We start from the raw sequence: 13,753 nt of genomic DNA on the forward strand, positions 1-13,753 counted from the left end.
GCGAATTCACTGAAAGAAGACACACTGACCTGCCTTTTGCAACAGTATTATAAGATAATATTTTACACAAAGTACTTCCAAGAGACACAGATATTTTCCCACACCGGGGAACACCTTGGAGATCACCGATGAAGAGGGTCTTGCTCACCGATGAAGGAGGGGTTCCTCACCGATGAGGAGGTCCTTGATCACCGAGGTAAAACCCACATCATTAGAAACTGGTTATCAATAGTTTAGAATTTTGTTTTTTGCGACATCAGCCTATTAGGAACAATTATCCGGCAAGCTACACCTTAAGCAGAAAAATCAACATGCAATCCATTGGTTAGATTATCCTCCAACCAAACAAATGATTCGACCTCTACCGACAAAGGTGCATCCCCGATGAAGACATATCAACCTTTGTACTCTCTGGGAAGCACTCCGAATTGAGCTTTAAAACATTTAGCAAAATAAGAGGAAGAGGTAAAGCCAACCCGCTCACATACTTCCGAGATCCGCTCACCCGCTTTAATCAGTTCTGCAGCATGGTTCAACCGGATCGTTTTCAAATAATCATTCGGAGCCATTCCGGAAAGGGCCTTTATCTTCCTATAGAAATTAGACCGGCTCATATGCACCGTCTCAGCCAAACTGTCGATAGAGAAGTCTTCATCAGACAATTGTTCATTGATGACTTCCTGTATACGGGCAATGAACTCACAGTCTTTCTGCGAAAGGGTAAATTCGGAAGTTGGGTTAGTGATCTGAGTAGTGCCCGAAAGCCCCGCCATCAACTTATGGAAAGCCTGTCGTAGCTTTAACAGGTTTTCAATCTGCATCCGAAGTTGCTTGGAAGAGAATGGTTTCTCAACATAGGCATCCGCACCACATTCGAATCCCTCGATCTTTGACTCGAGTGTAGTCTTGGCTGTCAGCAATATGACAGGAATATGGGAATAATCAATATTCGATTTCACCTCTTTAGTCAATTCGAGGCCGTTCATTTCAGGCATCATTATATCACTGACGATCACATCTACGCTCTCATGTGAAAGCACCTCAAGGGCCTTCCGTCCGTTTTCGGCTTTCAACACATGGAAATTGGAACTCAGTGCATCTTTGGTCATATTCAGCAGTTCGATGTTGTCTTCTACCAGCAAAATGGTGAATTTACCCGTTGCATGAACCGTTGCAGCATCAGGTTCTTCGACAATAATATCCGATATTTCTTCCTGAACCTTACTATCTTTCTCTACAGATGTCACTTCTCCTACGGGAAGAACCAATATAAAGGAAGAACCGCCCTGCTCACTATCTTCCAAGCGAAGTTCACCTTGGTGAGCCTCCGCTAACGATTTTGAAAAGGCCAGTCCAATGCCTGTTCCAGTAGCAGACTCCTTTTTTCCTTGCACCTGATAAAAGGCTTCGAATATTCTTTGTTTTTCCGAATCGGGCACACCCATGCCATCGTCATTGACCCTGATCTCAAACCGGTCATTATTTAATAAAAGTTTCAGTTCAATGTGTCCCTTTGCAAATTTAATGGCGTTCCCTACAAGGTTAACCAATATCTTACGAACCTTATCTCTGTCGATCGAAGCGAAAACGGTCTCTTCAGGCATATTCAAGGCCAAAGATATGTTCTTTATCTCCGCTGCTCCTGTAAACTGCTCGTAAACCTCTTCCAGCAATTGGTTGACATTCGAAGATGCCTTGCTGATCTGTAAACTCCCGCTTTCCATTTTCTGGAAATCGAGCAACTGGGTCGTGATCCCCAAGAGATAGTTTACATTTTTATCGATGACAGACAGATACTTCTTCTCCCCCACTTCTTTAGAGCTTTCCATCAATTTCTCCAACGGCAAGCGAATCAAGCTCAACGGAGTACGTATTTCATGTACCAGATTGATAAAGAAGCTGATCTTAGACTCATAAATTTCTTTTTCTTTGGAAACACGGAATTCATCCATCCGCTGTTTGTACCTCAACTTGACATAGCGATCCCAACGGAAAGCAATATAATAAGTAGCTCCGAGAAGAAGCAAAATATAAACCAAATAAGCCCAAGGTGTGCGCCACCACGGAGGAGTGATCACAATCAGAATCGTGGCTCCCTCCATATTCCATTTACTGTCATTGTTCGAACCACGAACCACAAACTCATATTGTCCCGGAGGTAGATTGGTATAAGAAGCGGTAGTCGACCTTGCATTCACAACCCACTCTTTATCAACACCCCTCATCATATAAGAATACCGGTTCTTGTCGGGATCTTCGTAACTTAATGCCGCAAAACTAATCGCAAAACTATTGTACTCGTAGGGCAAAGTTATCTCCGGAGTAACATAGAGCGGCTTCTCCAAACGGAGAATGTCATGCACAAGATTTTCATCGGTCGTATAGGGCAGTTGAATGTCCGTAATATAAACCGGCGGTATGTATTGATTATCCGTAAACTGCTCCGGTGTAAAGGCATTGAACCCATTGATGCCACCAAAATAAAGTTTGCCATCAGAGGCTTTTAACGAAGAATGGGCATTAAACTGATTCCCTTGAAGACCGTCCGTGACGGTAAACCGCCGGAAGTGTTCTTTCGAAAGCGGATTGATCTTTATCAGCCCGGCATTACTGGATAACCAGAAATCACCGACTTCATCCTGTTCGATAGAATATATTACTTTACTGGGAAGCAAAACATTATGCGGATCGAAATCAATAAAAATCCCCTTCTCCGAATCAAAAGAACAAAGTCCTCCGCCATTCGTACCAAACCACATAGTCCCTTTCATGTCTTCAAACAGGGTGATCACATAATTATTCGTGATGGTCGTAGTATCTTCCCGCCTGTGTTCAAAATGACTCCAAGCTCCATTCTTTAATTGGCAACGGAACACACCGCTATTCGATGTGGCAACCCAGAGATTGCCATACATATCCTCCACGATATCGACAATAGAGATCATGGTACCTATGGCATTGACCACATAAAAGTTATCCTCTTGCGGGTCATAGCAGCAAAGCCCCCAACTTGTGCCGACGTAGATGATGCCGTTATGCGCTTTGTATATACTGAGTACATCATTACTACAAATCGTATTCAGTACATCACGGGAATGATAATATTCTTTCACCACACCGGTCTTGACATCATATATCTTCAATCCATCACCATTAGTACCTATCCACAAGTTATTCCCATCCAAAAACAACGCTCTTATATCATACTTCTTATTCCCCAATTTGCCCAAGGAATGTTTCGTCAGTTGATGTGTGTGGGTGTTGAAGAAGTACAAGCCGTCTCTGGCTCCGATCCATATATTCCCGGAGACATCTTCACAAAAAGGTCCCACTACAATCCCTGCATCTTCCTTATCATTGGGATTTACAGAATGGTATGCTTCAAAATACTTGGTTTGTTTACTGGCATAATTAATACCACCCAAATTGGTCATTACCCAAAGACCACCTTCGGCATCTTTCAACATAGAGTTCACAAACTGGTCACTCAATGAATCGCCATCACTCGGGTTATCAGCACGAGTGAAAACGGATGTCTCGCAATCGAAAAAATACAAACCATTATCGGTTCCTATCAGCAACTCGTTCTCGGAATAATCCACGATACAACGTAATGCTCCTAAGCTTAAAGGAGTGGCAGTAAAACTCTCTAATCGTCCCCTTGCTTCATCCCATTTGTAAAGAATATTACTATCCGCCCCCATCCAGACGACACCTCCCACGTTTTGAATACAGTTTATTTTATTTTTCCCCGGACTACTGTTCAAGACGGACAATTCGGGAGGAGATTGCATAAAATGACCGTTTCCATCGAAACAAAAGAGGCCGTCCTGCAAGGAAGAAGCGTATACATGGTGTAAATCAGTCTCGCAAATGTCCCATACAAAAGAAGTATAAAGACTGTTTTGGGTCAACACATCCGTCTTGGGATCGTAAATAAACAATCCTTGCCCCAACGTAGCAATCCAGATCAATCCATTCTGGGTTTTAATTATCTTCTTTACCTCGCTACTGATCAGAACGCCATAACTAGTTTTCTTGTTGAAATAGGTGAAACGATCTTGATTGCGATCATAAATATAAAGTCCCCAGTTGGTACCCACCCAAATATTCCGATTCTCCTCTTCAAACAAGGCTTGCACAAAGTTATTTTCAAGAGAATACTTATCATTCAGGACATTCCTGTAAACCTTATTGGTACGACCGTTATAACAATTCAGCCCATCACTCGTACCGAACCAAATAAATCCGTAACTATCCTGCATGGCACACCATACCGTATTATGTGATAGTCCGTCCTCCACCTGATATCTTTTAAAAGACAGACTGGAAGATGCAGATAAAGGCTCCCAAAAGCCAATAATCAATAATGTCAATAATGCGATTAGTTTCATGTATTCAGTTTGTCAGTTTTACGTAATAATAAGGACTGCAATAAGCCTTCCTTTACAAATCATCTATTCAGCCAAGGTTCCGGATTTAACTTCTCTTTCTCTTTCCTCAATTGGAAGTGGAGTACGGTACGCCCGTTATCCGCTCCATCTGAGAACACTTCACCCATGGGCTGCTTTGTTTTGACTACATCTCCCGATTTTACCGATGCGGAAGACAGATTACAATATACTGATATATAATTACCATGACGAACCAGTATATTAAACAGCCCGTTCAGCTTAAACACTGCTGCCACTTTACCATCAAAGATCGCACGTGCCTGCGCTCCGGGCTTTCCTTGAATATCGATGCCCTTATTGTCCAGTTTCACATTTCTCAACCCTTCTACGGCATATTGTCCATAATGGCTTGTTATAATATAAGGGCCGGAAATAGGCATTGGCAGCTTTCCACGATTACCGGCAAAGTTGCCGGACAATTCACGGTCTGCCTTGCTCATACTATAGGCTTCCAATGGTTCTGCTTTCTCTTTCTTTGTTTTATCAGATGAAGCTTCTGATTTTTCTCCCTTAGCCGCCTTTTTACGAGCTGCCGCTTCACGTCGTGCTTCTTCCTCGGCCTGCCGACGAGCTTTCTCTATCTCTTCGGCTATTAATTTATCGATACGGGCATTGAGTTGGTTGGCTTCACGCTTTTTCTTATTAATCTCACTTTGCAAACCTTTTTGCTTCTTCTGCAAAGAAGCTACCATCTCCCGTTTTACCTTCTCCTGGCTTTCAAGCTTTGCCTTCTCACCTTCCCGTTCTTTCAACAGAGTTTCTTTAGCAGCTTTTACCTGTCGGAGTTCTGTCCTCTTTTTCTTAACCTGTTCTTGCTTCTTCAGGATCTCTTCCCCTTGAAGCCGTTGATAGGTGGCATACTCACGCACATAACGCATACGGCGGTAAGTCTGACCGAGATTTTTTGCCGAAAAGATAAACATCAATTTCTCCTCTATCGACTTGTTCTGATAAAGGTATTGGACAGATGATTCATATTTCTTCTTTTTATCAAGCAAATCACGTTGCAAGCTTCGCAATTGCCTTTCAAGCTTTCCCAACTCACGTTCGAGAGCATCCACGTCATTATTGATAGCCAATATATAGCGTTTTCTCTCTTCTATCTGTCCGGTAAGGGAAGCCAGGCTGTTCAATTGACTGCCTACATCTTTCTTTGTATTTTTAAGTAATGACTCCGTATCGGCAATCTGCTTCTGCAACTCACCGCGCTTGCTTTCCAGTTCTTTAATCAACTTACTGCTTTGTGCAGAAGCCGGAATAGCCAATACAAGAAAAAATGCCCAAAACACAAAGAATCGTCTCATCATAACTTAGTCAGCATATTTAATAATTCTTCAAGAGGTACTTGCGTGTACCGGGAAGATACTTCTGTAGGAGTCATGTTAAACTCCCCGGAAGAAAAATCATACAGACGTATTTTAGCCTTTTCCAAAGATGGAATTCCCAATTCCTTCCCGCTTACTTCCGATCTCCCTCCGGGCTTCGAAGCATCCGTAAGCAACTTTTCAAGCTTAGAGAACTCAGCTTCTTCGGGTAACATATCTTTTAGTTCTTTTCGAGAAGCCCTTACATACCGTTTGCTCATCCGGTCGATCAGTAATACTTCATCAGGAGTCACCTCCAAACGGGCAATCTCAGTTCGGAAAAGCGGCATTAAAATGGAAAGCTGTACACGTTCTCCACCTTTCAGCTTCATCGTACCTCCGACAGTTACGCTACCTGCCCCTGAAGGAATGGTGAGTTGCAACTTCGATGACAAGTAGCGCGGAGCTTCCGGAGTGATATTCGACACAGCCGTCTTCGAACTCTTACACCCGGCTAAAGCCATCATCAGTACCATCAGCAAATAAAAAACTTTTCTCATTCTGCAATATATTTCTTCTTCCTGATTTTTTCTTTTAGTGTTTTCGACTGATTGCCCATATCCAAAGATTGTTGCCAGTATTTCAAAGCTCCGTCCACGTCTCCCGTCATGTAGTAAATGTCTCCACAATGTTCCACCACGACATCACTCTTATCACCATCTGCTTTCATCGCATTGTCAATATAGATACGGGCTTCTGCATAGTTTCCTTTTACAAAGAGAATCCATGCATAAGTATCCAAATAAGTAGCATTATTCGGTTCGGCTTTCACTGTCTTATAGCTCATCTCCTCAGCCTTATCCAAGTCTCGCTTTTCTACGGAAAGATAATATGCGTAGTTGTTCAGCGCACCGATATTCACCGGATTATAAACCAAAGCCGAATCATATGCATTGTACGCTTCATCCATCATCCCCTTGGTATGATAAGCATCGCCCATAATGGTGTAGAAATCAGCAACTATTTCCTTCTTAGTATCAGCAGTAACATGTTCCAACGCCTTTTTGGAGAGGGCAAGCACGTCATCTCCACGCTCCGCCTGATTATAGGCTATGGCCAGATAGAAATAAAATTCCAACGCATCAGGTGTAGCTTCCACGCCGGGTTCGCATATTTTGATGACCTGCTCGAAGTCCTCTTTTTGAACCGCTATCTCAAGAAGCATCATACGTGCAGCTTTGTTGGTAGGATCGATTTGCAACACTCTTTCAAGAACAGGAACGGAAGATTCTTTCATATTCTTTGCCCACAAATACTGTGAATACAACATCGGAATCTGATCATCATCCGGATCTTGTTGCAGGATACGGTCAAAAATCGTAATGACTTGTGTGCTGTCTGCTCCTGCCTGTTCGTTCTGTGCTATGACCTGGCGCATCACATTAAGTTTTGCTTCGGACGGTATTTTCTTATTCAGCAAAAGTGAATCAAGTTGTAGCTTATACAATTCCTTTTCGCCTATTTCATCATAATAAGAAGCAAGAGAGAGACGCGCCATTACATTGTCCGGATCGGTAGACAAAACCTTTTGGTATGTATCAAAAGCTTCCTGCTTCTTACCGTTCTGCATATAGACATCTCCCAAAACCACTTGATAACGCATATCCAGCGGATACTCATTCACCAAGCTTTCAATTTCTTGGAATGCGCTCTTATTATCTTTCTTTTGAAGATAAATACGGAACTTTTCCATGGTAAGCTGTTCGCTTTTGCCTATTTTATCTTCCAACCGGTTTAATGTCGTTATCACCTTGTCGTAATCCTCTGCCTGGTTGTAAAGGTCGAGTAAAGAGAACAGCGATTCAGTCTTTTCAGGAAAGCGAACGGACATGGCCTCCAAAAGCCCAATAGCCTTATCTTTCTGCTTTTGTTGCTGATAAAGCCCTACCAACGCCTGATTATACCAATAATTATCCGGCTCATTTTCTACAGCAGCTTCCAAAGCAGCCTGTCCTTGGGGAATCTGCTTGAGAAACAAATAATACTGTGATATTTCATAAAGGGCCGAAGGTGCCGAAGGATCTATCGCCAGACAATGCTGTAACAGGTCAAAAGCAGCGTCATATTCTTTTTTAGCTTTCAATTTGGTAGCTTCAAGAAAGAAATAATCATACTTTCGCTGCTGTTCGGGAGAGAGCCTTGCTTCTCTTTGCACCCCGACAGTGCCTTGTTTTTTCTCCTGCCGTAACGTACCACAAGAGTTCAGTACCAGCACTCCTATCAAAAGAAGTCCTATTTTTATCTTCATCCGTTCCTTGTAATTTGTAGTTTATTAATCGTAAATTTATACTCCGGTATGTCCAAAGCCTCCTGCACCACGTTCGGTTGCGTCCAACGCATCGACTTCCTGCCATTCGGCTTGTTCATGACGGGCAATGACCATTTGGGCTATACGCTCTCCATCCTCAATGACAAAAGGTTCGGTCGAAAGATTGATCAGAATAATGCAAACTTCACCACGGTAATCCGCATCAATCGTCCCCGGAGAATTCAAAACGGTAATTCCCTTCTTCAAAGCCAACCCGCTACGCGGGCGTATCTGCGCTTCAAAACCTTTGGGAAGTGCAATGTACAACCCTGTCGGCACAAGGCAACGTTGCATGGGAGCCAATGTCATAGGTTCGGATAAATTAGCGCGGATGTCCATTCCAGCGGAGTGTTCAGTGGCATAAGCCGGAAGCGGATGCTTCGATTTATTGATAACTTTTACGTTCATATTCAGCACATTTACTATTTAAAGGGCGAAAATACACAATTTGTATCGAATTTCCGTACATTTGCAGTTAAATAATGTACGAATACTACATTGTGGAGCCCAGAATGTAAATTGTAAACCATTAAACTGCAAATAAAACGATGGATTGGAGAAACTTAATTTCAGCTAAAAGATTCGGTATGGAAGAATTTCACGAAGAAAGACAAGAGAACCGTTCTGAATTTCAAAGAGATTACGACCGGCTTGTCTTTTCAGCCCCGTTCCGCCGTTTGCAAAACAAAACACAAGTGTTCCCGTTGCCGGGGAGCATTTTCGTTCACAATCGTCTTACCCACAGTCTGGAAGTATCTTGTGTAGGTCGTTCTTTGGGGAATGATGTTTCCAAGGCTATTCTACGCAGACAACCGGAATTGCAAGATTCATTCCTGCCGGAGATAGGTTCGATTGTTTCCGCTGCTTGCCTGGCACACGATTTAGGTAATCCTCCGTTCGGTCATTCGGGAGAAAGAGCCATCTCCACTTTTTTTTCGGAAGGCAAAGGACAGTTTCTCAAAGAGCAACTGACACCGATGGAATGGGACGATTTGACACATTTCGAAGGGAATGCCAATGCTTTCCGCCTACTTACTCACCAATTCGAAGGTAGAAGAAAAGGAGGCTTCGCCATGACTTACTCCACCTTGGCTTCTATTGTGAAATACCCTTATTCGTCAAGCCTTGCAGGCAAGAAGTCCAAATTCGGCTTCTTCACCACCGAGGAAGATGGATTCAGGCGTATCGCTGATGAATTAGGACTCATCAAACTCAATGAACAACCGTTGAAGTATTCCCGCCACCCGCTGGTTTACCTGGTAGAAGCTGCCGATGATATCTGTTATCAGATGATGGACATTGAAGATGCCCATAAATTGAAAATACTGACTACGGAAGAGACTAAAGAACTATTATTATCGTACTTCAGTGACGAGCGAAAAGATCATATTCGTAAGACCTTCAATATCGTCAGTGACATCAATGAGCAGATTGCTTATTTGCGTTCTTCCGTTATCGGGCTGTTGATAAGAGAATGCATCCAAGTGTTTCTGGATAATGAAACGAATATTCTGGCCGGGCAATTCGATAGCCCCCTTATTAAAAAGATATCCGAACGTCCTGCGCAAGCCTACAAGCATTGTTCCGAAGTCTCCTTCACTAAAATATATCGTTCAAAGGATGTACTCGACATCGAACTGGCAGGTTTCCAAGTAATCAGTACGCTGCTCGAGCTAATGATCAACGCTGTCACCTCACCAGACAAAGCTTATTCGCAACTTCTCATCAACAGAGTATCCGGCCAATATAATATAAAAGCGCCTGCACTCTATGAAAGGATACAGGCGGTTTTGGATTATATATCGGGAATGACCGATGTCTTTGCTCTCGACCTTTACCGTAAAATCAACGGCAACAGTCTTCCTGCGGTGTAAACACTTTGTTTACGCCCGAAGTTAGCTTGCATTCATCCGGATGGCTTTCAATGAATGTCTGAATATGACGAATACGCTTTTCTTCAAGTATTTCATCTACTGCTATCAAGATACCGGTCTCTTCAACATCACCGAACTCATAATTAATAGCCGTACCAAACATACGCATGGTAGGACTCAGGCTCATATATGCATTGACAAGAGGAGGTATATTATAGCCTAATTTACGAATCTCGCAATTCAATATTTTATAATCATCTTTAAATGATTCTTTACAGAATATCTTAGCAAGTTCTTCTTCCTCAGTTTCCATTTCAAGCGGTTTCATCGGTGTAATTAACCCATCTTTGTCTCCAAAATGCTTTTTCAAGAAGTAAAGAATCATATCACGCCCCTGCCGGTGATAACTGGGATACATGGTTACCTTGCCAAAGAAATACTTTACATTGGGCATAACCACGGTCAATGCGCCCAGACCATCCCACAAGTTATCCAAAGCAAACAAGCCTTTACTGCCCGCACGGGTCGACTGATATTCCAATGTGACAAAAGAACGTCCCAATTCAATCGTTGTAGGAAGGTACTCTTTCACAAACTTCTCCGAAAAGTTGAACATATGGGAAGTAGCTAGAATAGGAGCCCCCTGTTCGTTGAAATGTACATCCGTTCCTAACAGATAGCGATAGCCCCCTAATATCTCCTCCGCTTCAGGATTCCATACGATAAGCTGCTTGTAGGGATTCTCCATAACATCATATTCATCGATATCCATCGAAAGCCCAGTTCCACCACCCGCAGCACGAAAAGCTATTTCACGTAAACGACCGATCTCCTTCATCACATTCGGAGAGTCCTGTGCAGTAATAATATAAATTTGATTATTACTTTTATTCGTCATGCGCAGCCTCTTGTCATCCGTCAACTCCGCTTTGATCAGTTCTTTACTTATTGGTTCAATAATCTCTTCCATATCCTCGTTAGTGTATTGTTCTATTCTCTCTATTACAACTTATATACAATATCTTTCACGTACTGCGCCCATTGCACCGGAGTTTTAGATTTATCAAAGGTCTGCCAGGGAATAGGCTTCCCAAAAGTGACAGTGAATGTTTTATGACGGTTTTTGAACATCTCATCGGCAAGATACAGCATGGCAATATTAAACTTTATCCCCAACACCTTACATATATTAGCCAGATTATAAAAGAAATCGGAATTGCGTCCGCCAAAATGTACCGGAACAATATCACGATGGGCCTGTACACTCTTTACTATAAAAGTTTTTTTCCACTCTAAATCACGGATCACGCCATTGTTACGACGAGAACACAGTCCTGCAGGAAACATAATCAACTGATCGTCCGAATTAAAACCGGCCTCTACCATCTTGGGAAAATCTTTCGCTTGTTTACCCGTCTTATTAATAGGGATACACAACGGAGCCAGACCGCGCAAATTCATCAAAAGGTCGTTTACCAAATACTTCACCTTCCCATTATAATGTTTACCCAGGACATATCCTAACGCAACACCATCTTGCCCACCGAGCGGATGATTGGAAACAAACGTGTAGAGGCCGCCCTCAGGCAGGTTCTCAGCACCTTTCACTTCGACTTTAGCATCAAGGAAATCTAGCGAAGCTTCCAAAAAGTCCACACCCAACCGATCCTTTGATTCGCGCAGGAAGACATTTATCTCCTCCTGATGCACAATCTTTTTCAGATAGGATATGATGAACTTCGGGATATACTTATAATACTTCGGAGCTTTTGTCCGAAGTATATTATCGATATCTATTAAAAACAAAGAGTCGTCGGTCATCCGTTTTCGATAAAATGATTGTGCAAAATTAATTGAACTTTTCTATAAATCGCAATAATTTAGCAGAAAATACAGGAATAGCCCTTCTTAAGCACTCAAAAGACCACCTAAAATCTATCAAAAAAGGGCTAAAAACTGTCAAGTGATAGTTTTTAGCCTAAATCGTGACGATTTCACCCCTTACCACTTGAACAAAATGCCGTAAACTTGCAACATCGAAAAAAACAACGATATATTCAAAAACTTAAAAAAGCAACGTATATGAAAAGTTTAAGCTTCAGAAAAGATTTAATAGGTGTTCAGGAAGAACTACTTCGTTTTGCATACAAACTAACAACTGACCGTGAAGAAGCCAATGATTTGTTGCAGGAAACCTCATTAAAAGCATTAGATAATGAGGAAAAATATATGCCAGATACAAATTTTAAAGGATGGATGTATACCATCATGCGTAATATCTTTATCAACAACTACAGAAAAGTTGTTCGTGACCAAACATTTGTTGACCAGACAGACAATCTTTACCATTTGAATCTCCCGCAGGAGTCAGGTTTTGAAAGCACAGAAAGTTCTTACGACCTGAAAGAGATGCATCGCATTGTCAACTCCTTGCCCAAAGAATACAAAGTTCCATTCTCTATGCACGTTTCCGGTTTCAAATACCGCGAAATAGCAGAGAAGCTGAACCTTCCGCTTGGCACAGTGAAAAGCCGTATCTTCTTCACCCGCCAAAAATTACAGGAAGAATTAAAAGATTTCAGATAACCAAGAATAAATAACCTAAACTGACTTGTCGATTTCTATATAATATTTTAGTGCAGATTTTTAGTTGTGTTAATTATTGGAGCAAGAAGGAAGTGATTTCTGCTTGCTCCATTTTTTATTCCCTTATATAAGTTTATTAGCCAACATCCCCCTATTTATACTTCACTTTTAAATTCCCAAACTCAATCCGGCACTCCGATTCCTAATATTCATTTCTTAGCGATATGGCCAAGGTGGCTAATGCAATCCCGCCCAACATAATTATCCCATACATACAAAAATAAAACATTTCTTTATCTCTGTCACAAAAACTTAGGCGATTTAATGAATGAACTATGCACTTTTCATTTGCAGTTTTTTAAAGTTTAGCATATCTTTGCCTCACGTTTTAAGCAAAAACATCCCCATGTTTTATATCAAAACTTCCGGATGTTCTCTAATAAAACATCCCTATGTTCTCTATTAAAACATCCGGATGTTTTGATAGTATGAAAAGAATAGAATACGGAATAGGAATCCGTTTTTCTTCTCTTATAAAGCTTGATACTTAACATTAATAAAGATATGCCAATACATTACGTAGTAACCAAGAAGGTGGACAAGACGAACGGAGAGCCCAAAGAACGTTATTATGCCACGACGAAAGCTTTACAAAAAAGGCCGGTGGACAATAAGATGATTGCCGCCCAGCTTGCGGAAAGAAGTTCTTTGCAGAACGGAGACGCCATGTCGGTATTAGTCCAGCTATCGGACATCATAGCCGATCACTTGCGCGATGGCAGGACTGTCAGCATCGACGGTATGGGAAATTTCTACCCGACCGTGACAAGCGAAGCGGTAGAAAAGCCGGAAGATTGCACGGCAGACAAAGTGCGTGTATCACGGGTTTGCTTCAAAGCAGCCCCTACCTTCCTGAAAAGGATACGGATGACCCGCTTTTTCAGCTTCCAAGTGAAAGAAGAGAGAAAAACGGTAGCACAGGAGAAAAAGAAAAAGGAAGAAGAGAACAATAGCAAAAAGACGACAAGAAGGACTGCCGAAAGAAAAACGGAGAGTATTTAACAATCGGTTGATAACTTTATCCAGCATTTTCTTTCAGATAGGTTCTTTTTTACTTTGGAAATATGTATTTTTGCCGTCACTTGCTTATATAATAAGGTGAAACAG

Annotated in this window: 10 protein-coding genes; 3 read left to right on the forward strand and 7 right to left on the reverse strand. The window is 41.9% G+C overall.

All coding sequences use genetic code 11. The features are described from left to right. Window positions 1-395 precede the first annotated feature (395 nt). From H8744_RS04325 to dut, 5 genes are read right to left on the reverse strand one after another with little or no spacing between them, the layout of a single operon-like run. Entirely contained in the window at window positions 396-4,394 is a 3,999-nt protein-coding gene (locus H8744_RS04325; RefSeq protein ID WP_262433649.1) for a hybrid sensor histidine kinase/response regulator transcription factor, read from the reverse strand. A 59-nt stretch (window positions 4,395-4,453) separates the two neighbouring features. Further along, window positions 4,454-5,761 (reverse strand): murein hydrolase activator EnvC family protein, encoded by a 1,308-nt coding sequence (locus H8744_RS04330; protein WP_262433650.1) that lies wholly within the window; start codon window positions 5,759-5,761, stop codon window positions 4,454-4,456. Continuing rightward, entirely contained in the window at window positions 5,758-6,318 is a 561-nt protein-coding gene (lolB1, locus tag H8744_RS04335; RefSeq protein ID WP_262433651.1) for a lipoprotein insertase outer membrane protein LolB1, read from the reverse strand. The genes H8744_RS04330 and lolB1 overlap by 4 nt, the downstream gene beginning before the upstream one ends. Continuing rightward, the gene (locus H8744_RS04340; protein WP_262433652.1) at window positions 6,315-8,066 is read right to left on the reverse strand and encodes a tetratricopeptide repeat protein; all 1,752 of its coding nucleotides are present in this window, start codon (window positions 8,064-8,066) and stop codon (window positions 6,315-6,317) included. Before H8744_RS04340 ends, lolB1 begins: the two co-directional genes overlap by 4 nt. 36 nt (window positions 8,067-8,102) lie before the next feature. Then, window positions 8,103-8,534 carry a dUTP diphosphatase gene (gene dut / locus H8744_RS04345; RefSeq protein WP_262433653.1) on the reverse strand — a complete coding sequence of 144 codons (432 nt, stop codon included), beginning with the start codon at window positions 8,532-8,534 and terminating at the stop codon, window positions 8,103-8,105. Window positions 8,535-8,674: 140 nt separating this feature from the next. Between dut and H8744_RS04350 the strand changes: the two genes are divergently transcribed. After that, entirely contained in the window at window positions 8,675-10,000 is a 1,326-nt protein-coding gene (locus tag H8744_RS04350) for a deoxyguanosinetriphosphate triphosphohydrolase (protein WP_305067338.1), read from the forward strand. Here H8744_RS04350 and glsB read toward each other — a convergent pair. Continuing rightward, complete coding sequence (gene glsB / locus H8744_RS04355; protein ID WP_262433655.1) at window positions 9,972-10,970, reverse strand: glycine N(alpha)-acyltransferase GlsB; 999 nt, start codon at window positions 10,968-10,970, stop codon at window positions 9,972-9,974. The genes H8744_RS04350 and glsB overlap by 29 nt on opposite strands. A gap of 32 nt (window positions 10,971-11,002) precedes the next feature. After that, window positions 11,003-11,821 (reverse strand): lyso-glycine lipid O-acyltransferase GlsA, encoded by an 819-nt coding sequence (gene glsA, locus H8744_RS04360; RefSeq protein WP_262433656.1) that lies wholly within the window; start codon window positions 11,819-11,821, stop codon window positions 11,003-11,005. A gap of 261 nt (window positions 11,822-12,082) precedes the next feature. Between glsA and H8744_RS04365 the strand changes: the two genes are divergently transcribed. Both H8744_RS04365 and H8744_RS04370 read left to right on the forward strand, forming a co-directional pair. Continuing rightward, window positions 12,083-12,586 (forward strand): RNA polymerase sigma factor, encoded by a 504-nt coding sequence (locus H8744_RS04365; protein ID WP_262433657.1) that lies wholly within the window; start codon window positions 12,083-12,085, stop codon window positions 12,584-12,586. A gap of 564 nt (window positions 12,587-13,150) precedes the next feature. Beyond that, window positions 13,151-13,648, forward strand: coding sequence for an HU family DNA-binding protein (locus H8744_RS04370; RefSeq protein WP_262433658.1), 498 nt, complete (start codon window positions 13,151-13,153; stop codon window positions 13,646-13,648). Window positions 13,649-13,753 lie beyond the last annotated feature (105 nt).

It is taken from the genome of Jilunia laotingensis (genome assembly GCF_014385165.1).
Lineage (GTDB): Bacteria > Bacteroidota > Bacteroidia > Bacteroidales > Bacteroidaceae > Bacteroides > Bacteroides laotingensis.

Bases quoted from the DNA above. Each gene is read 5' to 3' on its own strand.
- H8744_RS04365 (WP_262433657.1), top strand. From the start codon at position 12,083: ATGAAAAGTTTAAGCTTCAGAAAAGATTTAATAGGTGTTCAGGAAGAA.
- H8744_RS04330 (WP_262433650.1), bottom strand. From the start codon at position 5,761: ATGATGAGACGATTCTTTGTGTTTTGGGCATTTTTTCTTGTATTGGCT.
- lolB1 (WP_262433651.1), bottom strand. From the start codon at position 6,318: ATGAGAAAAGTTTTTTATTTGCTGATGGTACTGATGATGGCTTTAGCC.
- H8744_RS04340 (WP_262433652.1), bottom strand. From the start codon at position 8,066: ATGAAGATAAAAATAGGACTTCTTTTGATAGGAGTGCTGGTACTGAAC.
- glsA (WP_262433656.1), bottom strand. From the start codon at position 11,821: ATGACCGACGACTCTTTGTTTTTAATAGATATCGATAATATACTTCGG.
- H8744_RS04325 (WP_262433649.1), bottom strand. From the start codon at position 4,394: ATGAAACTAATCGCATTATTGACATTATTGATTATTGGCTTTTGGGAG.
- H8744_RS04370 (WP_262433658.1), top strand. From the start codon at position 13,151: ATGCCAATACATTACGTAGTAACCAAGAAGGTGGACAAGACGAACGGA.
- dut (WP_262433653.1), bottom strand. From the start codon at position 8,534: ATGAACGTAAAAGTTATCAATAAATCGAAGCATCCGCTTCCGGCTTAT.
- H8744_RS04350 (WP_305067338.1), top strand. From the start codon at position 8,675: ATGGATTGGAGAAACTTAATTTCAGCTAAAAGATTCGGTATGGAAGAA.
- glsB (WP_262433655.1), bottom strand. From the start codon at position 10,970: ATGGAAGAGATTATTGAACCAATAAGTAAAGAACTGATCAAAGCGGAG.